The organism is Pseudomonas sediminis (assembly GCF_002741105.1).
GTDB lineage: Bacteria > Pseudomonadota > Gammaproteobacteria > Pseudomonadales > Pseudomonadaceae > Aquipseudomonas > Aquipseudomonas sediminis.
The window spans coordinates 42,384-62,880 of sequence record NZ_NIQU01000008.1 but is presented as its reverse complement, the minus strand read 5'-3'; the positions used below and the strand labels follow the sequence as shown (position 1 = coordinate 62,880).

Here is a 20,497-nt window from a genome sequence, read left to right as displayed (position 1 = left end):
GTTCAGGCGCGAATTCATTCGCGATCAGGGCACGCCGTGCTTGCCCGTGATCGCGATGGAAGCGCCTCAACCCTGGTAACGAATGACGTTGGACAGGTTGCGATTCGGCTTGGGGTTCTTGCGATAGAGCAGGGCGACCTTGCCAATCGACTGGACCAGTTCAGCGCGTCCGCTCTCGCACAGGGCTACAATGGCGGCCTGGCGATCCTCGCGTTCGGTGAGGCGCAGCTGTACCTTGATCAGCTCGTGATCGTTCAGGGCGCGGTCCAGCTCGGCCAGTACGCCCTCGGTCAAACCATTGTCAGCCACGATCAATACAGGTTTCAGGTGGTGGCCGATAGATTTGAATTGTTTCTTCTGCTCTTGAGTGAGCGGCATAATCGTTAGTACCTAATTCGGTCTGGAAAACGGCGCCTATCTTACCCGAGCCCGCGCAGTTATTCATGACCCGTTGAGTCAGAGGTTTCAGTGGCACGTTCCAAGACCAGCCAGCGTTGGCTGAAAGAACATTTTGACGATCCTTACGTGAAGATGGCGCAGAAGGACGGCTATCGCTCGCGCGCCAGCTACAAGTTGCTGGAAATCCAGGAGAAGGATCGCATCCTGCGCCCAGGCATGACCGTGGTCGATCTCGGCGCGGCACCGGGCGGTTGGTCGCAGGTCACCAGTCGGGTGATCGGTGACAAAGGACGGCTGATCGCTTCCGACATCCTGGAGATGGACAGCATTCCCGATGTCACTTTCATTCAGGGTGACTTCACCGATGACGCGGTCTTCGCGCAGATTCTCGAGGCCATCGGTGAAAATCCGGTGGACCTTGTTATTTCCGATATGGCCCCCAATATGAGTGGGGTAAGAACCGCCGATCAGGCGCGCGCCATGTATCTGTGCGAGCTGGCGCTGGATCTGGCCGGGCGTGTATTGCGCCCGGGCGGTGATTTTCTGATCAAGATCTTCCAGGGCGAAGGTTTCGACGCTTATCACAAGCAGGTGCGTGAGACGTTCGACAAGGTGCAGATGCGCAAGCCGCTGTCCTCGCGTGATCGCTCCCGTGAACAATATCTGCTGGCGCGTGGCTTTCGCGGGGTGTGATTGAAACTGGTATCGACCATGTCGGTCTCAGTGGCAGAAACCTCATAAAGGGTTACAGACGGCGCCTGCGGGACGCGGGCGTTTGGTGTAAGTTAGTCGGTATATCATTGGTCGTCATGGGAAGCCCGCTTCGCCACGAGGCCTGCTTCAGAGGGTAGCTAATTGAACGACATGGCAAAGAATCTGATCCTGTGGCTGATCATCGCGGCGGTGCTGGTCACCGTGATGAACAACTTCTCCAGTCCGAGCGAGCCGCAGACCCTGAGCTACTCGCAATTCATCGAGCAGGTGAAGGAAGGGCGCGTCGAGCGCGTCACCGTCGACGGCTATGTGATCACTGGTAAGCGTACCGATGGCGAAGGCTTCAAGACCATTCGCCCGGCGATCCAGGATGGTGGCCTGATTGGCGACCTGATCGATAACAACGTGGTCATCGAAGGCAAGCAGCCTGAGCAGCAGAGCATCTGGACTCAACTGCTGGTGGCAAGCTTCCCGATTCTGGTGATCATCGCCGTATTCATGTTCTTCATGCGTCAGATGCAAGGCGGGGCCGGCGGCAAAGGCGGGCCGATGAGCTTTGGGAAGTCCAAGGCGCGCCTGCTCTCCGAGGATCAGGTCAAGACCACCTTTGCTGACGTTGCTGGTTGCGACGAGGCCAAGGAAGAAGTCAGCGAGTTGGTGGAATTCCTCCGCGATCCGGGCAAGTTCCAGCGTCTGGGCGGTCGTATCCCGCGCGGCGTGCTGATGGTCGGCTCGCCGGGTACCGGTAAAACCTTGCTGGCCAAGGCCGTGGCCGGCGAAGCGAAAGTGCCGTTCTTCACCATTTCCGGTTCCGACTTCGTCGAGATGTTCGTGGGTGTGGGTGCCTCCCGCGTTCGCGACATGTTCGATCAGGCCAAGAAACACGCCCCTTGCATCATCTTCATCGACGAGATCGACGCTGTTGGTCGCCACCGTGGCGCCGGCATGGGCGGCGGTCACGACGAGCGCGAGCAGACTCTCAACCAACTGCTGGTGGAGATGGACGGCTTCGAAATGAACGACGGCATTATCGTTATCGCCGCTACCAACCGTCCGGACGTTCTCGACCCTGCGCTGCTGCGTCCTGGGCGCTTTGACCGTCAGGTGGTCGTTGGCCTGCCTGATATCCGTGGTCGCGAGCAGATTCTGAAAGTGCACATGCGCAAAGTGCCAATGGGCGATGACGTCAATCCGGCGGTCATTGCGCGCGGTACTCCGGGCTTCTCCGGTGCTGATCTGGCCAACCTGGTCAACGAAGCTTCTCTGTTCGCTGCTCGTGCCGGTAAGCGCCTGGTAGAAATGAAGGAGTTCGAGCTGGCCAAGGACAAGATCATGATGGGCGCAGAGCGCAAGACCATGGTCATGTCCGACAAGGAGAAGCTCAATACTGCGTTCCACGAGGCGGGGCACGCCATCGTCGGTCGTCTGGTTCCCGAGCATGATCCTGTCTACAAGGTTTCCATCATTCCGCGCGGTCGTGCCTTGGGTGTGACCATGTTCCTGCCGGAAGAAGATCGTTACAGCCTCAGCAAGCGCGCCTTGATCAGCCAGATCTGCTCGCTGTTCGGTGGCCGTATCGCCGAAGAGATGACCTTGGGCTTCGATGGTGTCACCACGGGCGCTTCGAACGACATCATGCGCGCCACCCAACTGGCCAAGAATATGGTCACCAAGTGGGGCCTGTCCGAGAAGCTGGGCCCGCTGATGTATGCGGAGGAGGAAGGTGAAGTCTTCCTGGGGCGTAGCATGGGCAGCCAGGCCAGCAATGTTTCCGGTGAGACTGCCAAGCAGATCGACGAGGAAGTGCGCCGTATCATCGATGAATGCTACGACACGGCCAAGAAGCTGCTGGTAGAGAACCGTGACAAGCTCGATGCCATGGCCGAAGCGTTGATGAAATATGAAACCATCGACGCTGAGCAGATCGATGACATCATGAATGGTCGCGAGCCCCGTGAGCCGCGCGGCTGGGGTGGTGGTGACGACTCTGGTGCTCCGCAGACCAAAGTCGACGAGCCAGACCGCTCTGAAAAGCCCATTGGTGGGCCGGCGGCCGAGCACTAAGGTTTCATATGTCTCAAGCGCAACACCCGAGCCGGCTACCCTGTGGTAGCCGGCTTCTTGATTTGTCCCGTCCGCAGGTGATGGGCATCCTCAATGTCACTCCTGATTCTTTTTCCGACGGTGGGCGTTTTACGGCGCGCGACGCCGCACTGCGTCATGCCCAGCAGATGGTCGCCGCAGGTGCGACGCTGATCGATATCGGTGGTGAGTCCACCCGTCCTGGGGCGCGAAGCGTTTCGCCTACCGAGGAGCTGGAGCGGGTTGCGCCAGTTGTCGAAGCCATCGCCCGTGAGCTCGACGTTATCATTTCCGTGGATACCTCGACGCCTGCAGTCATGCGGGAGACGGCAAGGCTGGGCGCGGGGCTGATCAATGATGTGCGCTCGCTGCAGCGTGATGGTGCTCTTGATGCGGCGGCAGATACCGGTCTTCCGGTTTGTCTGATGCATATGCGCGGCGAGCCCGGCAACATGCAGGATGATCCGCAGTATTCGGACATCGTCTCGGAGGTGCATGACTTTCTCGTCGAGCGCATGGCCGCCTGCGCGACGGCCGGTATTCCCGCCGAGCGGATCCTGCTCGATCCGGGCTTTGGTTTTGCCAAGACCCTGGAGCACAATCTCGCCCTGTTCAAGCGCATGGGCGAACTCTCTGCATTGGGGCGGCCCTTGCTGGTTGGTGTTTCGCGCAAGAGCATGATCGGTAAGGTGCTCGGTCACGAGGTTGGCGATCGTCTGTACGGTAGTTTGGCATTGGCGGCCCTGGCATTGACCAAGGGCGCATATATTTTGCGTGTGCACGATGTCGCCGAAACGGTGGATGTGGTGCGCATGATCGCTGCGGTTGAAGCGGCGCAATAACAAGGAAAGCGTTATGACTAGAAAATACTTCGGCACCGACGGTATTCGTGGCCGCGTTGGCCAGTTTCCCATTACTCCGGATTTCATGCTCAAGCTCGGCTGGGCCGCTGGCATGGCGTTTCGCAAGCAGGGTAAGTGCCGCATTCTGATCGGCAAGGACACGCGTATTTCTGGCTACATGTTCGAGTCTGCCCTTGAAGCGGGGCTCGCTGCTGCAGGGGCTGACGTGCAACTGCTCGGGCCGATGCCGACGCCGGCCATCGCCTACCTGACACGTACTTTCCAGGCTGATGCCGGTATCGTCATTAGTGCTTCGCACAATCCGCATGACGATAACGGCATCAAATTCTTTTCCAGCGAAGGCACCAAGCTTCCGGATGATGTCGAGCTGATGATCGAAGAGTTACTCGACCAGCCGATGACCGTGGTCGAGTCTGCCGGGATCGGCAAGGCTTCGCGAATCAACGACGCTTCGGGGCGCTATATCGAGTTCTGCAAGGGCAGCGTGCCCAGCGGCACCAGCTTCAAGGGGCTGAAGATCGTCCTCGATTGCGCTCATGGTGCTGCCTACAAGGTGGCGCCGAGTGTATTCCGCGAGCTGGGTGCAGAGGTTCGGGTCATTTCGGCTCAGCCTGATGGGCTCAATATCAATGATGCTTGTGGCTCCACGCACATCGCTGCGTTGCAGGCTGAAGTGGTCGCGCAGCAGGCGGACCTGGGTATTGCCTTCGATGGCGATGCTGATCGCGTGCTGATGGTCGATCAGTATGGCGCGGTGGTCGACGGTGACGAGCTGTTGTTCATCATTGCGCGAGACCTGCAGGAACGTGATCGTCTGCGTGGCGGTGTGGTCGGCACGTTGATGAGCAATCTGGGGCTGGAGCTGGCTCTGGCAGATCTGAACATCCCATTCGTTCGCGCCAATGTGGGCGATCGCTATGTGATCGCTGAATTGCTGGCGCGCAACTGGCAACTTGGGGGCGAGAACTCTGGGCACCTGGTGTGCTTCCAGCACACCACCACCGGCGATGCGATCATTGCCGCTCTGCAGGTGCTGATGGCGCTCAAGCGTCGTGGCCAGAGTCTGGTCGAGGCGCGCAGCGATCTGAAAAAATGCCCGCAGATATTGGTCAATGTGCGGTTTTCCGGTGCGCTCGACCCGCTCGAGCATCCGTCCGTTAAAGAGGCTTGCGCGCGGGTGACCGAGAGCATGGCAGGGCGCGGTCGCGTACTGCTACGCAAATCTGGCACCGAGCCATTGGTGCGGGTAATGGTCGAGGGTGACGAGGAAAGCTCGGTTCGCGGCTATGCCGATGAATTGGCTAAGATTGTTGCCGAAGTCTGTGCTTGATTGAGCTTGCTACCGAGGGTGCTCTTGGGTAACATCTGCGCCCTCTTTGATCGACGAGGCAAAACATGCGTCGCACCTTAGTCGCCGGTAACTGGAAAATGCACGGTACCCGCGCAAGCGTCGCAGAGCTGATCGAAGGGTTGCGTCAGCAGGTGCTGCCTGCGGATGTAGAGGTTGCAGTGTTTCCTTCCAGTCTGCATATCGCTCAGGTCGTCGAAGGCCTGAATGGTAAGGCGGTGAAGATTGGGGCGCAGGATTGCGCGGCGCAAGTCGAGCAGGGCGCCTTGACCGGTGAGCTGGCAGTCAGTCAGTTGGTCGATGGTGGTTGTGAGCTGGTGCTGGTTGGTCACTCGGAGCGTCGCTTGATTCTGGGTGAAAGCGATGAAGTGGTCGCACACAAGTTTGCAGCGGTACAGGCTGCAGGTTTGACTCCCGTGCTCTGTGTTGGTGAAACCCGCGAGCAACGTGAAGCGAATGCAACGCTGGGTGTAGTGGGTGGCCAGTTGGCTGCAGTGATCGATGCGCTAGGTGTCGATGCACTGAAAAACGCCGTAGTGGCCTATGAGCCTGTGTGGGCCATTGGCACTGGGTTGACCGCTACGCCCGAGCAAGCTCAGGAAGTGCATGCGGCGATCCGCGCGCAAGTTGCGCAGCTCGATGCTGGTGTCGCGAGTGAGTTGAGAATTCTTTATGGCGGCAGCGTAAAGGCCGCCAGTGCTGTCGAGTTGTTCGGCATGCGGGATATCGATGGGGGGCTCGTGGGTGGTGCCTCTCTGAATGCGGATGAATTCGGTGCGATCTGTCGCGCTGCAGGAAACTGAAGAATGCTGGAAACAGTCATTGTTGTTTTGCACCTGATGGGTGCGATCGGGATTGTAGCGCTGGTGCTGTTGCAGCAGGGTAAGGGCGCTGACGCAGGTGCGTCGTTCGGTTCGGGTGCTTCGGCAACTGTATTCGGAAGCCAAGGTTCCTCTACCTTTCTGAGTAAGTTTACTGGTATACTCGCCGCAGCTTTTTTCATTACCAGCTTGGGTTTAGCGTACTTTGCTAAAGAAAAAGCTGATGCGCTGACTCAGGTTGGTCTGCCAGATCCAGCGGTTCTGGAAGTTCAACAAAAACCGGCTGTCGAAGACGTGCCGGTGCTCGAAGAGCAAGTTCCGGCGTCTGATGCTTCGGACGTGCCGGAGGCTCCAGAGCAGTAACAGTTTTGCCGAGGTGGTGGAATTGGTAGACACGCTACCTTGAGGTGGTAGTGGCCATAGGCTGTAGGGGTTCGAGTCCCCTCCTCGGTACCATACTCAAGAAAGCCCGCAGTTCGCGGGCTTTCTTGTTGCTGGAGTGTTTGGTTGACCCTCGCCAGGGGGTGGCCGTATAATTCCGGCCCAGCTTTGACGCGGGGTGGAGCAGTCTGGTAGCTCGTCGGGCTCATAACCCGAAGGTCGTAGGTTCAAATCCTGCCCCCGCAACCAGTTTCAGCAGGCCCCTTTTCAGGGGCTTTTTGTTAGCTGAAAGACAGTGTCCGTTGGTATTCACGGCGGATTGAAGGGATGGGCGTTTCGCCCATTTTTTATTTGCACAGCATGCACGAGGGCCGTTAAGTGTCGAGCAAGCTAGAACAGTTGCAGGCCTTGTTGGCCCCAGTAATCGAGGCGCTCGGTTACCAATGTTGGGGCATCGAGTTCCTGTCGCAGGGGCGTCATTCGCTGCTGCGTGTCTATATCGATAAAGCCGATGGCATCCTCATCGATGATTGTGAAATCGTCAGCCGTCAGCTCAGTGGTGTACTCGATGTCGAGGATCCGATTACCTCGGAGTACACACTGGAAGTTTCTTCTCCTGGCATGGATCGTCCGTTGTTCACCATCGAACAGTTTGCGACGCATGCCGGTGAACAGGTGAAGATCAAGCTGCGTTCGCCTTTCGACGGGCGTCGTAACTTCCAGGGCCTCCTTCGCGGTGTGGAGGAGCAGGACGTGGTAGTTCAGGTGGATGACCACGAGTATCTGTTGCCGATCGACCTGATCGACAAGGCCAATATCATCCCCCGATTTGATTGATATGCGGATTTTGTGGCGCTGCTGAACTGCCGATTTTCGGCGCAGCGCGAGCGACACAGATGGCGCGAAGGTAGCGCGGCAGCTCACGACGATAGCGCCAATGGCGTGAACGTGACGCGGACTGCGCAGAACCAATGGATTGCGAAAGGCGAGGCGTACGATGAGCAAAGAAGTACTGCTGGTTGTTGAGTCGGTATCCAACGAAAAAGGTGTACCGGCCGGCGTGATTTTCGAGGCGCTGGAGCTGGCTCTGGCGACCGCCACCAAGAAACGTTTCGAGGACGAGGTCGACCTGCGTGTGTCGATCAACCGTCAGAACGGTAGCTACGAAACTTTCCGGCGCTGGACCGTGGTCGACGAGTCCGAGTTCGAGGACCCTGCCTACCAGGTGACCGAGGATATGCCGCAGGCCGTTGAGGCCAACGCCAAGATCGGTACCGTGCTCGAAGAGAAGGTCGATTCCATCGAGTTCGGCCGCATCGCCGCGCAAACCGCCAAGCAGGTCATCGTGCAGAAAGTGCGTGAGGCCGAGCGTGCCCAGGTGGTAGACGCCTACCGCGAGCGCCTGGGTGAGATCATCTCCGGCACCGTGAAGAAGGTCACCCGCGACAACGTCATCGTTGACCTGGGTAACAACGCCGAGGCGCTGCTGGCCCGTGAAGACATCATCCCGCGCGAGACTTTCCGCGTTGGTGTGCGTCTGCGTGCCCTGCTCAAGGAAATTCGTACCGAGAACCGCGGCCCGCAACTGATCCTGTCGCGTACCGCTCCGGAAATGCTGATCGAGCTGTTCCGCATCGAAGTACCGGAAATCGCCGAAGGGCTGATCGACGTCAAGGCCGCCTCCCGTGATCCGGGTTCGCGCGCCAAGATCGCCGTGCGCTCCAAGGACAAGCGTATCGACCCGCAGGGTGCCTGCATCGGTATGCGTGGTTCGCGTGTCCAGGCCGTATCCGGCGAACTGGGCGGTGAGCGCGTCGATATCGTGCTGTGGGACGACAATCCCGCGCAGTTCGTGATCAATGCCATGTCGCCGGCTGAAGTGGCTGCGATCATCGTCGATGAAGATGCCCATGCCATGGACATCGCCGTTGGCGAAGACAACCTGGCCCAGGCCATTGGGCGTGGCGGTCAGAACGTGCGTCTTGCCAGTCAACTGACCGGCTGGACCCTGAACGTGATGACCGAAGCGGACATCCAGGCCAAGCAACAGGCAGAAACCGGCGACATCATGCAGTCCTTCATCGACGAGCTGGAAGTCGACGAAGAACTGGCTCAAGTCCTGGTCGAAGAGGGTTTCACCAGTCTCGAAGAGATTGCCTACGTACCCATGGAAGAAATGCTCAGCATCGACGGCTTCGACGAGGAGATCGTCAATGAGCTGCGTGCACGGGCCAAGGATCGTCTGCTGACCAAGGCGATCGCCAACGAGGAGAAGTTGGCCGATGCCCATCCGGCAGATGATTTGCTGGAACTGGAAGGCATGGACAAGGCGCTGGCTCTGGAGCTTGCGCTGCGCGGCGTGATTACCCGTGAAGACCTGGCCGAGCAGTCGATTGACGACCTGCTCGACATCGACGGCATCGACGAAGAGCGTGCCGGCAAGCTGATCATGGCCGCCCGAGCCCATTGGTTCGAATAAGCGGTTGCGGCCTGAGGAGAAAGATGCATGACGCAAGTCACGGTGAAAGAACTGGCCACAGTGGTCGACACCCCGGTTGAGCGCCTGCTGCAGCAGATGCGTGAAGCTGGCCTGTCCCACGACAGTGCCGAACAAGTAGTGACCGATAGTGAGAAACAGGCCCTGCTGGCCCATCTCAAGAGCAGTCACGGCGACAAGGTCGAAGAGCCGCGCAAGATCACCTTGCAACGCAAGACCACCAGCACGCTGCGCGTTGCGGGTAGCAAGACCATCAGTGTTGAAGTGCGCAAGAAGAAAACTTTCGTCAAGCGCAGCCCCGAAGAGCTCGAAGCCGAGAAGCAGCGTGAGCTGGAAGCTCAGCAGGCGGCCGCCGAGGCAGAGCGTCTGAAGGTCGAGGAAGATGCCAAGCGCAAGGCCGAAGAAGAAGCCAAGCGCCAGGCAGCCACTGCTGCCACCGAGACTGCAGTTGCTGCCGCGCCGACGCCTGTCAGCGAGCCGGTGGTTGCCGCTCCGGTCATCGAAGTCGAGCGCAAGAAAGAAGAAGTGCGCCGTCCTGAGAAGACGCGTTCTGATGAAGACGATCGTCGCGACCGCAAGCACACCCAGCATCGTCCTGCTACCAAGGAGAAGGCGCCGGCTCCGCGCGTCGCTCCGCGTAGCGTCGATGAAGAAAGCGACGGCTTCCGTCGTGGTGGCCGCGGCAAGTCGAAGATGAAGAAGCGCAACCAGCATGGTTTCCAGGCTCCGGCCGGCCCGGTGGTGCGTGATGTGGCTATTGGCGAGACCATCACTGTGGGCGATCTGGCTCAGCAGATGTCGGTCAAGGCCGCCGAAGTCATCAAGTTCATGTTCAAGATGGGCACCCCGGCTACCATCAACCAGGTGCTGGATCAGGAAACTGCCCAGCTGATCGCCGAAGAGCTGGGCCACAAGGTCAAGCTGGTCAGCGACACCGCTCTGGAAGATTCCCTGGCCGAGTCGCTGAAGTTCGAAGGTGAAGCCTTCTCCCGTGCTCCGGTCGTGACCGTAATGGGCCACGTCGACCACGGTAAGACCTCGCTGCTCGACTACATTCGTCGCGCCAAAGTGGCCTCCGGCGAAGCGGGTGGCATCACCCAGCACATCGGTGCCTACCACGTGGAAACCGACCGCGGCATGGTCACCTTCCTCGACACCCCCGGTCACGCCGCGTTTACCGCGATGCGTGCACGCGGTGCCAAGGCGACCGACATCGTCATCCTGGTCGTCGCAGCTGACGACGGCGTGATGCCGCAGACCCAGGAAGCCGTACAGCACGCGAAAGCGGCTGGCGTGCCGATCGTGGTTGCAGTGAACAAGATGGACAAGCCGGAAGCCAACCCGGACAACATCAAGAACGGCCTAGCCGCACTGGATGTGATTCCGGAAGAGTGGGGTGGCGACGCGCCATTCGTACCGGTTTCCGCCAAGGCCGGTACCGGTATCGACGAGTTGCTCGAGGCCGTGCTGCTGCAGGCTGAAGTCCTCGAGCTGAAAGCCACTCCGTCGGCCCCGGGTCGTGGTGTGGTGGTCGAATCGCGTCTGGACAAGGGCCGTGGCCCGGTAGCCACCGTGCTGGTTCAGGACGGTACCCTGCGTCAGGGCGACATGGTGCTGGTCGGCGTCAACTATGGTCGCGTGCGCGCCATGCTCGACGAGAACGGCAAGCCGATCAAGGAAGCCGGTCCGTCCATTCCGGTCGAGATTCTCGGCCTCGATGGTACGCCGGATGCCGGTGACGACATGACCGTGGTCGCCGACGAGAAGAAGGCCCGCGAAGTTGCCCTGTTCCGTCAAGGCAAGTTCCGCGAGGTCAAGCTGGCCCGTGCTCACGCCGGCAAGCTGGAAAACATCTTCGAGAACATGGGCCAGGAAGAGAAGAAAACCCTCAACATCGTGCTCAAGTCCGATGTACGTGGTTCTCTGGAAGCCCTGCAAGGCTCGCTCAGCACTCTGGGCAACGACGAAGTGCAAGTGCGCGTGGTCGGTGGCGGCGTCGGTGGTATCACCGAGTCCGATGCCAACCTGGCGCTGGCTTCGAACGCCGTACTGTTCGGCTTCAACGTTCGTGCTGACGCCGGTGCGCGCAAGATCGTCGAGGCCGAAGGCCTGGACATGCGCTACTACAACGTCATCTACGACATCATCGAAGACGTCAAGAAGGCGCTCACCGGTATGCTCGGCAGCGATGTTCGCGAGAACATTCTGGGCACCGCCGAAGTGCGTGACGTATTCCGTTCGCCGAAGTTTGGCGCGGTTGCCGGTTGCATGGTCATCGAAGGTACCGTCTACCGCAACCGTCCGATCCGCGTGCTGCGTGAAGACGTGGTGATCTTCGAAGGTGAGCTGGAATCGCTGCGTCGCTTCAAGGACGACGTCGCCGAAGTGCGCAACGGCATGGAGTGCGGTATCGGCGTGAAGAGCTACAACGACGTCAAGGTCGGCGACAAGATCGAAGTGTTCGAGAAAGTCCAGGTGGCTCGCAGCCTGTAATCGCGAGCCGCAACACGCAACGCCCGGCCCCGCATTCGCGCGGCCGGGCGTTTGCCGCTTTTGAGTCCGCTGGCGAACAGGCAGCGGAGGAAGTAAAGGTAACTAGAAAATGGCCAAAGATTACAGCCGTACCCAGCGTATCGGCGACCAGATGCAGCGCGAACTGGCCCAGCTTATCCGGCGTGAGGTCAAGGACCCGCGTCTGGGGCTGGTGACCATCACCGCCGTCGACGTCAGTCGTGATATCGGTCACGCCAAGGTGTTCATCACCGTCATGGGGCAGGACGACGCCGAGGCGATCAAGGAGAGCCTCAAGGTGCTCAACGACGCGGCCGGCTTCCTGCGCATGCAGCTGGGCAAGGCGATGAAGCTGCGCAGCGTGCCACAGCTGCACTTCCACTATGACGAGAGCGTCCAGCGCGGTGCTCACCTGTCGGCGCTGATCGAGCGTGCCGTAGCGGAAGATCGTCTGCACGACGACACCGCAGGTTCCAAGGAGTAAGGCGTGGCGCAGGTCAAACGTATTCGCCGCAAGGTCGACGGCATCATCCTGCTCGACAAGCCGCACGGTTTCACGTCCAACGCCGCACTGCAGAAAGTGCGTTGGCTGCTCAATGCCGAGAAGGCCGGTCACACCGGCAGCCTCGATCCACTGGCCACCGGTGTGTTGCCGCTGTGTTTCGGTGAAGCGACCAAGTTTTCCCAGTATCTGCTCGACGCTGACAAGGGCTACGAGACCGTCGCTCAGTTGGGCGTTACCACCACCACTGGTGATGCCGAAGGTGATGTTATCGAACGGCGCCCGGTGACCGTCGGTCGCGCCGGAATCGAGGCACTACTGCCGCGTTTTCGCGGTGAAATCAAACAGATACCGCCGATGTACTCGGCGTTGAAGAAGGACGGTCAGCCACTCTACAAGCTGGCCCGTGCGGGTGAAGTAGTGGAGCGCGAAGCGCGTTCTGTTACTATTGCGCGCCTGGAACTGCTGGCCTGCGAAGGCGAGCAGGCCCGTCTGGCGGTTGATTGCAGTAAAGGCACCTATATTCGTACGTTGGTCGAGGATCTCGGCCAATTGCTGGGCTGCGGTGCGCATGTCGCCGAGTTGCGCCGTACCAAGGCCGGACCGTTCGATTTGACGCGCACCGTGACGCTGGAAGAACTGGAAGCTGCACATGCCGAAGGTGGCAACGAGGCGCTGGATCGCTTCCTGCTACCGGCCGATAGCGGTCTGCAGGACTGGCCTTTGCTGCAGTTCTCCGAGCACAGCGCGTTCTACTGGTTGCAAGGGCAGCCAGTGCGAGCGCCTGAAGCGCCGAAGTTCGGTATGGTGCGGGTGCAGGATCACAATGGTCGCTTCATCGGCATCGGTGAAGTGAGTGACGATGGGCGTGTTGCCCCGCGTCGATTGATTTATACCGGTGCGTAGCACCGAACGATTCGGCCGAGATGGCTGAAAGCCTGATGCTGACGATGTCGTCATCAGGTACTGCGAGGGTGGCTGTCAGTAGGCACGGTCATACCTCTTTTTAAAACACGGGAAGCGATTCCCGGCCTATTGAGACTGCTTCGGCAGTTTCCAGATGAGAGGAAGCCAACATGGCACTCAGCGTTGAAGAAAAAGCCCAGATCGTTAACGACTACAAGCAAGCTGAAGGCGATACCGGTAGCCCGGAAGTGCAGGTTGCCCTGCTGACCGCCAACATCAACAAGCTGCAAGGCCACTTCAAGGCCAACGGTAAAGATCACCACAGCCGTCGTGGTCTGATCCGTATGGTTAACCAGCGTCGTAAGCTGCTGGACTACCTGAAGGGTAAAGACACCAGTCGTTACAGCGCCCTGATCGGTCGCCTGGGCCTGCGTCGTTAATAGACGCGAGCTGCACAAGTTGGAAGCTGGGAGTTCGGCGTCGCGAGTGGGGAGTGATCCTCACCTCGTGGCGCTGGGCTTCCAGCTTTTGGCTTTTCGAGGGATGCACCGGGTCCGACTCCCGCGCTTCTTTCCAATTTCCCCCAAGGCAACAACGAGAAGGAAAACACCGTGAACCCGGTAATCAAGAAATTCCAGTTCGGTCAGTCGACCGTTACCCTCGAGACTGGCCGTATCGCCCGTCAAGCCTCCGGCGCAGTGCTGGTCACCGTTGACGACGACGTCAGCGTACTGGTCGCCGTAACCGGCGCCAAAACTGCCGACCCGAGCAAGGGCTTCTTCCCGCTGTCCGTGCACTACCAGGAAAAGACCTACGCTGCCGGCAAGATCCCGGGTGGTTTCTTCAAGCGTGAAGCGCGTCCTTCCGAGAAAGAAACCCTGACCTCGCGTCTGATCGATCGTCCGATCCGTCCGCTGTTTCCGGAAGGCTTCCAGAACGAAGTGCAGGTCATCTGCACCGTGGTTTCCACCAGCAAGAAGACCGATCCGGACATCGCTGCGATGATCGGTACCTCGGCCGCCCTGGCCATCTCCGGTATCCCGTTCAACGGCCCGATCGGTGCTGCGCGCGTCGCCTTCCATCCGGAAACCGGCTACCTGCTGAACCCGAACTACGAGCAGCTCAAGGCTTCGAGCCTGGACATGGTCGTGGCCGGTACCAAGGACGCCGTGCTGATGGTCGAATCGGAAGCCAAAGAGCTGACCGAAGACCAGATGCTGGGCGCCGTGCTGTTTGCCCATGAAGAATTCCAGGTGGTCATCCAGGCTGTCGCCGAGCTGGCTGCCGAAGCCGGCAAGCCGACCTGGGACTGGCAGCCGAAGCCGGAAAACACCGCACTGCTGAACGCCATCCGTGGCGAGTTCGGTGACGCGATTTCCCAGGCCTACACCATCACCGTCAAGCAGGACCGCTACGCGCGTCTGGGCGAGCTGCGCGATCAGGTCGTGGCCAAGTTCTCCGGTGAAGAAGGCCAGCCTTCGGCCGGTGAAGTCAAGGAAGCCTTCGGCGAAATCGAATACCGCACCGTGCGCGAGAACATCGTCAACGGCAAGCCGCGTATCGATGGTCGTGACACCCGCACCGTGCGTGGCCTGAACATCGAAGTCGGTGTACTGGACAAGACCCACGGTTCGGCGCTGTTCACCCGTGGCGAAACCCAGGCGCTGGTCGTTGCCACCCTCGGTACCGCCCGCGACGCACAGCTGCTGGACACCCTTGAAGGCGAGAAGAAAGACCCCTTCATGCTGCACTACAACTTCCCGCCGTACTCGGTCGGTGAGTGTGGTCGGATGGGCGCCACTGGCCGCCGCGAAATCGGCCACGGTCGCCTCGCCCGTCGTGGCGTTGCCGCCATGCTGCCGAGCGCCGACGAGTTCCCGTACACCATCCGCGTGGTGTCGGAAATCACCGAGTCCAACGGTTCTTCCTCCATGGCTTCGGTGTGCGGCGCCTCCCTGGCGCTGATGGACGCCGGTGTGCCGATGAAGGCACCGGTTGCCGGTATCGCCATGGGTCTGGTGCTGGAAGGTGAGAAATTCGCCGTGCTGACCGACATCCTCGGCGACGAAGATCACCTGGGCGACATGGACTTCAAGGTAGCCGGTACCGCCAAAGGCGTCACCGCACTGCAGATGGACATCAAGATCCAGGGCATCACCGAAGAGATCATGGAGCAGGCGCTGGAGCAGGCGCTGGAAGCGCGCCTGAACATCCTCGGCCAGATGAACCAGGTCATCGCCCAATCGCGCAGCGAACTGTCGGCCAACGCACCGACCATGCTGGCGATGAAGATCGACCAGGACAAGATCCGCGACGTCATCGGCAAGGGTGGCGCCACCATCCGCGCGATCTGCGAAGAGACCAAGGCTTCGATCGATATTGAAGACGACGGCTCGATCAAGATCTTCGGCGAAACCAAGGAAGCGGCCGAGGCTGCCAAGCAGCGCGTGCTGGCCATCACTGCCGAAGCCGAGATCGGCAAGATCTACGTCGGCAAGGTCGAGCGCATCGTCGACTTCGGTGCCTTCGTCAACATCCTGCCGGGCAAGGACGGTCTGGTGCACATCTCCATGCTGAGCGATCAGCGCGTAGAGAAGGTCACCGACGTGCTGCAGGAAGGCCAGGAGGTGAAGGTACTGGTACTGGACGTGGACAACCGCGGCCGTATCAAACTGTCGATCAAGGATGTAGCTGCTGCCGAGGCCTCTGGCGTCTAAGTACGGCTGACCTGTTCGAACGAAAAGGCTCCTTCGGGAGCCTTTTTTTGTGCCTGATCGTCAGGGGGCGCTCGAACTCTGCCACTGTCCAGATCATCCAGGGGCTGCTCCATATTGCTTTAGACGCGCGCCGGTGGTGGCTTGGTGCCATGTTCATGCAAATTGCCCGAGGTCTTTTATGCGACTCGGCGAAATGCAATCAAAAGCGTAATGGTCATTTTATTTAAGTCATTGTTTTTAAAGTGTTTTTTATTATTTTAAAACCTGGCACAGGCCCTGCAATAGTACTAGTGAACCTGCAACCAGGAGTTGGTTTGCAGATTGTCTGGAATGTACAGGAGTCGAATCATGAAACAGCCAATCAACCGTTTTGCCGCTACTACCCTGACCGCTGCCGTGCTGAGCATGTCTCTGGCCTCCGCAGCCTTCGCCGCTGAGCCGACCATGCTGGCAGCCAGTGACACTGTGGATAAAGCCGAGCAGGCGGTATCCGACACCTGGATCACCAGCAAAGTGAAATCCACCTTTGTCGCTGACTCGAACCTCAGCGCGCTGGACATCAAGGTCGAGACCAACCAGGGCGTAGTTTCCCTGTCCGGCGTGGTCGCTACCGACGCCGAGCGTGATCTGGCTATCGCCAAGACCAAGGAAATCGAGGGTGTGCGTGATGTGTCCGCCGATGCCCTGAAAACCGCTGACTGATAGCCGGGCCGGCCGGGCTAGCGCCCGGCCCCACCTTCTGTCACTGGGAGAATGACCATGAATAGCGACATCATCAAAGGCAAATGGAAGCAGCTTAGCGGTCGTATGAAGGAGCGTTGGGGCAACCTGACCGATGACGACCTGGACGTCGCCGAGGGCCACAGCGAGTACCTGGCTGGCAAGCTGCAAGAACGTTATGGCTGGACCAAGGAAAAGGCCCAGCAAGAGCTACGCGATTTCAGCGACAAGCTCTAAGTAGGGATTATCTGGTAAGGATGCCGATTAAGCACGGACAGCTATGGAAACGGATGTCTCAGCAGCACGGATGGCTGCAGGCAGGACGCCTGATCTGCACGGATAGCGAAAGCATGGATGCGCGAAGGCCCCGCCGGTGTGACCGGCGGGGCCTTGATTTTTGTGCTGAGCACTAGAAATGCGTCAGGCAGGTGCACCCGGCATACATCGTTAGATCAGCTACCGCGCTTGCTGCGGACCTCGATCAGGCGGCCGCCCTCGAAGCGGAGAAAGTGGTACATGCCGCTTTTCGGGCCGTAGATCCACTCCTCGACACTCACCTCGTTACGAAAACCATAGCTGTCGACCACTTCCTTGTAGCCGATAAAGTCGCGGCTGGAAGGCTCGCCACATTTGTTCAGCACCTCTGCAGTGGGCGCTGTCTTGCTGACCAGGGCGCTACCGCAGCGATAGGTGGAGGACGCCTCGGCCATCAGGGGCAGGCAGAGCAGGGTGAGCAGACAGCTGAATTTGCGCATGAAAACCTCCTGCTCAGCGTTCGCGCCGGCGTTCAATGACGGTCAGACGGTTACCCTCGAAACGCAGGATGCTGAGCATACCGTTGCTCGGGCCGTATACCCATTCCTCGATCATGTACTCACGACGGTCATAGGAGCCCAGGGTGTAGCCGACCGGGTCACGGTGCACCGGCGCCCCACATTTGCGCTCGACCTCGAAAGGGCGGTCGCCCAGACTGACCAGTGCGCTGCCGCAACGCAGCGTGTCGGCCTGCGCGTTGGCAGTGCTCAGGCCGGTGATCAAGGCGGTGAACGTGATGATGGATAAGCTGCGCATGATCATTGGCTGTCCAGGTGCAGAGTGGTGAGCACGCGGCCGTCGGCTTCGGGCTCACCCAGGTTGGCATCGATCAGATAGACACGTTCATCGTACAACCCACCTTGTTCAACCAGATAATCCTTGATCGTTGCAGCGCGTTGCTGAGCCAGTTGACGCAGCAACAACTTGCTTTGCGCCCAGGAGTCCAATACTGCCTTGCGCATGTTCTGCTGGCGTTGTTCTTTGTCCAGCTCGGCCCACTCGGCTGGCGGCTGCTGCTTGAGTCGGGTGCGATAAATGCCCTCGAGCAGGGCGGCTTGTTCATCTTCCGCGACCGTCAGTTCATCGGGGCTGGCCGGTACTTTGTCACCACGGCGTTGTAGCACCTTGTACCAGCCTTCGCGAAACTCGCGTTGCAGACGCTGTTCGGCCAGCAGCGGGCCGTCGGCACGCTGTGCGGCCTGACCTTCCACCTCCAGACGCAGATTCGGGCGTTCCTCGAGCGCTTTGGCCAGGGTGTCCAGGGCCTGGCGTGCGTCGCCCTCCAGCTCTGCAGAACCCGCGGCGAACGGCACGGTACTGAGGTCGACGTTGCTGCCGCCGACCAGCCCGGCGATGAACTTGAATGGTGCCTGTGCCGCGCGCAACACCAGATTGCGCAAGGTTTGCCAGACGATGGGCATGACGCTGAACTGCGGATTGTTCAGGTCTCCCTGTACCGGCAACTCGATGGCGATGCGCCCCTGAGTGTCCTTGAGCAGGGCCACTGCCAGGCGAATCGGCAGGTCGACCGCGTCCGGGCTGTCGACACGCTCGCCCAGTTGCAGGTTCTCCACCAGCACCTTGTTCTCGGCATTGAGCTGGCCTTTCTCGATGCGGTAGTGCAGGTCGAGGTTGAGGCGGCCCTTGCGGATACGATAGCCGGCGAACTTGCCGGAATAGGGGGTGATGGTGGTCAGTTCGACGTTCTTGAAGCTGGTAGCGATATCCAGGCTGTTGAGCGGATCGAACGGCGTCAGTTTGCCCTTGATGCTCATTGGCGCGTAGCGGTCGACCTTGCCCTGAATATCGACGCTGGCGGCTTGCGGCTTCTGGTTGTCGAGTACACCGATGCGCCCGTTCATTTGCTGAACGGCGGTGGCGAAGCTGGGGGTCAGGCTGAAGTCGGCGAAGTTGGCCGAGCCGTCATTGATGGCTACGCCGCCGATGCGGATCGCCAGTGGTTTGCCCGCATCGGCCTTGCTCTCGTTCGGCGTCGCCGGCTGCGGCACGATCAGCTCGCTGACGTTGGTGGTCAGGTTCTCGTTTATCACGAATCTTGCATAGGGCTGATCCAACTCGACGCGCTCGATGGCCAGGCTTTCACCGTGGCGGTAATCGAGACCATTAACCCGAACCTGCTTCCAGCGCACGAAATCGCGTTCGCGCAGGGTATCCAGGGTGTGCAGCTGATCGATCTTGGCGCTGCCGGTGACGCTGAGCGCCAGCGGTTCGGTGCTCTTGAGTTGCACGTCGAGGTCACTGCCGAGCAGGCCACTGCGCAGCTCCAGGCGAATGAAAGGGCTCAGGTAGGCCTGCGCCAGGCGCAGGTCGATGTCCTGGGTGGCGACCTTGAGTTGAGCGCTGGTCGGGCTCAGTTGTACGTTGCCGGCGGCCTGCAGCTTGCCCTGTTTGCCGAGACCGCTATCGAGCCTGAGTTCGAAAGGCTTGTCGCCCAAGCTGTCGAAATTCTTCAGATCCAGGTTCAGTGGGCCGACCTCCACCGCCACTTCCTGCTGCGGCACACGGTCGGCCAGGTGAGCCTTGTAGTCGCGTAGCTGCACGTCTTGCAGCAGCACTTGCCAGGGCTTGTTCTCGCCGGCTTGCGCCGTTGGCTCGGCAGTCTCGCTACTGGCGCTTTCGGGTTTGGCGAACAGCTTCTGCCAATCCAGCTGGCCGTCGGCTTCGCGCGCCGCCCAGGCTTCGAGGCCCTGGCTACGCACCTGACCGATCACCACCTGCTGCTTGGCCAGGTCGAGACTGGTGTTGTCGATATCCAGCCGCTGCAGGCGTACCAGCGGTTTGCCTTGCGGATCGTCGATGGCGAAGGGGGCCAACTGCACCTTGACCTTGCTCAGTTGCAGCTCGGTACCGCTGGAGAGGTCGAGGCGATAGTCGCTGCTGAGGTCGACCTGGCCTTCTTTCAGCACCAACGGCAAGGCATCCCGCACGTAAGGCCAGAAGGTGCTCAGGCGGCCATCGCTGACGCTCAGACTGCCGCTGGAGGTGATGGGCGTCAGGCTGACCTGGCCGCGCCAGTCGATCTGCGAGCCGTGCGGGCCACTGGCGGTCATGGTCATTTCGGCGTTATCGCCGGCCAGGGTGCTGAGATTGTGCAATTCCAGATCGAGCGCGTCATAGGCGAACTCCACGGCCTCGCTCGGGCGCAGGTCCTGGAAGCGCAGTGACTTCTCACGCAGACGGATGCTGTCGATGCGCAGCGGGAAGGGCTCGCTGCTCTCTGTCTTGGGTTCCGCCTGACTTTCCGGCAGATGGAACAACTGGGTGAGATTGAGCGTACCGTCTTTGGCGAAGAGTATTTCGGTGCGCGCACCGTCAAGCTCGACGTCACTCAGGTGCAAGGCACCGCTCCATAGGCTGTCACTTTGCAAGTTGGCGTAGAGGCGCTGGAAGCTCACTTGCTCCTGGCCACTCTCGCCGATACGCAGGCCCCAGAGGCTCAGCTCGAGCGTGAAGGGGTTGAGCTGCACGCGCTGCAGCGAGGCGGGCAGCGTGGCGTACTGCGCCAACTGCTGATTGGCGACACGCAGGGCGATGCCCGGCAGAATCAGAAAGCCGATCAGGCTGTAGAGGAAAACGGTGATCAACAGTGCGCTTAGCGCGCGCTTCAGTCCTTTGGGCATGGCTTGGCGTCATCTATCCAGACGAGGAGACGACTTGGAGTATGGCACGGCGGTTCGGTTCCGGTCGTTATCGCTGCACT

At 59.9% G+C, this 20,497-nt stretch carries 19 protein-coding genes and 2 tRNA genes; 17 read left to right on the top strand and 4 right to left on the bottom strand.

Annotated elements, in window-relative coordinates:
• Positions 1-66: 66 nt before the first annotated feature.
• Positions 67-378, bottom strand: coding sequence for a ribosome assembly RNA-binding protein YhbY (gene yhbY / locus CDO35_RS18370; protein WP_017675336.1), 312 nt, complete (start codon positions 376-378; stop codon positions 67-69).
• 90 nt (positions 379-468) lie between these two features.
• On the opposite strand from yhbY, the gene rlmE reads away from it, so the two are divergent.
• The 17 genes from rlmE to CDO35_RS18285 all read left to right on the top strand — a co-directional run bounded on the left by rlmE (position 469) and on the right by CDO35_RS18285 (position 16,698).
• Positions 469-1,092 carry a 23S rRNA (uridine(2552)-2'-O)-methyltransferase RlmE gene (rlmE, locus tag CDO35_RS18365; protein WP_099526104.1) on the top strand — a complete coding sequence of 208 codons (624 nt, stop codon included), beginning with the start codon at positions 469-471 and terminating at the stop codon, positions 1,090-1,092.
• A 171-nt stretch (positions 1,093-1,263) separates the two neighbouring features.
• Positions 1,264-3,177, top strand: a complete 1,914-nt coding sequence (gene ftsH / locus CDO35_RS18360; protein WP_099526103.1) for an ATP-dependent zinc metalloprotease FtsH — start codon at positions 1,264-1,266, stop codon at positions 3,175-3,177.
• Positions 3,178-3,185: 8 nt separating this feature from the next.
• Positions 3,186-4,037, top strand: coding sequence for a dihydropteroate synthase (gene folP / locus CDO35_RS18355; protein ID WP_099526102.1), 852 nt, complete (start codon positions 3,186-3,188; stop codon positions 4,035-4,037).
• A 13-nt stretch (positions 4,038-4,050) separates the two neighbouring features.
• Entirely contained in the window at positions 4,051-5,388 is a 1,338-nt protein-coding gene (gene glmM, locus CDO35_RS18350; protein WP_099526101.1) for a phosphoglucosamine mutase, read from the top strand.
• Positions 5,389-5,453: 65 nt separating this feature from the next.
• Complete coding sequence (gene tpiA, locus CDO35_RS18345; protein ID WP_099526100.1) at positions 5,454-6,209, top strand: triose-phosphate isomerase; 756 nt, start codon at positions 5,454-5,456, stop codon at positions 6,207-6,209.
• A 3-nt stretch (positions 6,210-6,212) separates the two neighbouring features.
• Complete coding sequence (gene secG / locus CDO35_RS18340) at positions 6,213-6,590, top strand: preprotein translocase subunit SecG (protein WP_099526099.1); 378 nt, start codon at positions 6,213-6,215, stop codon at positions 6,588-6,590.
• A 7-nt stretch (positions 6,591-6,597) separates the two neighbouring features.
• A tRNA-Leu gene (locus CDO35_RS18335) sits at positions 6,598-6,683 on the top strand.
• Positions 6,684-6,780: 97 nt separating this feature from the next.
• A tRNA-Met gene (locus tag CDO35_RS18330) sits at positions 6,781-6,857 on the top strand.
• 129 nt (positions 6,858-6,986) lie between these two features.
• Positions 6,987-7,445 carry a ribosome maturation factor RimP gene (rimP, locus tag CDO35_RS18325; RefSeq protein WP_099526098.1) on the top strand — a complete coding sequence of 153 codons (459 nt, stop codon included), beginning with the start codon at positions 6,987-6,989 and terminating at the stop codon, positions 7,443-7,445.
• Positions 7,446-7,605: 160 nt separating this feature from the next.
• Positions 7,606-9,087, top strand: a complete 1,482-nt coding sequence (nusA, locus tag CDO35_RS18320) for a transcription termination factor NusA (RefSeq protein ID WP_099526097.1) — start codon at positions 7,606-7,608, stop codon at positions 9,085-9,087.
• 27 nt (positions 9,088-9,114) lie between these two features.
• Complete coding sequence (gene infB / locus CDO35_RS18315; protein ID WP_099526096.1) at positions 9,115-11,598, top strand: translation initiation factor IF-2; 2,484 nt, start codon at positions 9,115-9,117, stop codon at positions 11,596-11,598.
• 109 nt (positions 11,599-11,707) lie between these two features.
• Positions 11,708-12,100 (top strand): 30S ribosome-binding factor RbfA, encoded by a 393-nt coding sequence (rbfA, locus tag CDO35_RS18310; protein ID WP_004424397.1) that lies wholly within the window; start codon positions 11,708-11,710, stop codon positions 12,098-12,100.
• Between the two features lie 3 nt (positions 12,101-12,103).
• Positions 12,104-13,024 (top strand): tRNA pseudouridine(55) synthase TruB, encoded by a 921-nt coding sequence (truB, locus tag CDO35_RS18305; RefSeq protein ID WP_099526095.1) that lies wholly within the window; start codon positions 12,104-12,106, stop codon positions 13,022-13,024.
• A 170-nt stretch (positions 13,025-13,194) separates the two neighbouring features.
• Positions 13,195-13,464: a 30S ribosomal protein S15 gene (rpsO, locus tag CDO35_RS18300; RefSeq protein ID WP_004424394.1), complete on the top strand. Its 270-nt coding sequence runs from the start codon at positions 13,195-13,197 to the stop codon at positions 13,462-13,464.
• A gap of 171 nt (positions 13,465-13,635) precedes the next feature.
• The gene (gene pnp, locus CDO35_RS18295; protein WP_079782876.1) at positions 13,636-15,741 is read left to right on the top strand and encodes a polyribonucleotide nucleotidyltransferase; all 2,106 of its coding nucleotides are present in this window, start codon (positions 13,636-13,638) and stop codon (positions 15,739-15,741) included.
• A gap of 348 nt (positions 15,742-16,089) precedes the next feature.
• Entirely contained in the window at positions 16,090-16,443 is a 354-nt protein-coding gene (locus CDO35_RS18290) for a BON domain-containing protein (protein WP_099526094.1), read from the top strand.
• 57 nt (positions 16,444-16,500) lie between these two features.
• On the top strand, positions 16,501-16,698 hold the full coding sequence (locus CDO35_RS18285; RefSeq protein WP_017675326.1) for a CsbD family protein: 198 nt from the start codon (positions 16,501-16,503) through the stop codon (positions 16,696-16,698).
• A 215-nt stretch (positions 16,699-16,913) separates the two neighbouring features.
• Here CDO35_RS18285 and CDO35_RS18280 read toward each other — a convergent pair whose 3' ends face one another.
• Genes CDO35_RS18280 through CDO35_RS18270 form a run of 3 tightly spaced genes read right to left on the bottom strand, consistent with a single transcriptional unit; the run spans position 16,914 to position 20,417 of the window.
• Positions 16,914-17,216, bottom strand: a complete 303-nt coding sequence (locus CDO35_RS18280) for a DUF2845 domain-containing protein (RefSeq protein WP_099526093.1) — start codon at positions 17,214-17,216, stop codon at positions 16,914-16,916.
• A gap of 13 nt (positions 17,217-17,229) precedes the next feature.
• Positions 17,230-17,538, bottom strand: coding sequence for a DUF2845 domain-containing protein (locus CDO35_RS18275; RefSeq protein ID WP_099526092.1), 309 nt, complete (start codon positions 17,536-17,538; stop codon positions 17,230-17,232).
• A complete protein-coding gene (locus CDO35_RS18270) occupies positions 17,535-20,417 on the bottom strand; it encodes a DUF748 domain-containing protein (RefSeq protein WP_099526091.1) in 2,883 nt (960 codons plus the stop codon). Before CDO35_RS18270 ends, CDO35_RS18275 begins: the two co-directional genes overlap by 4 nt.
• Positions 20,418-20,497: the final 80 nt, after the last annotated feature.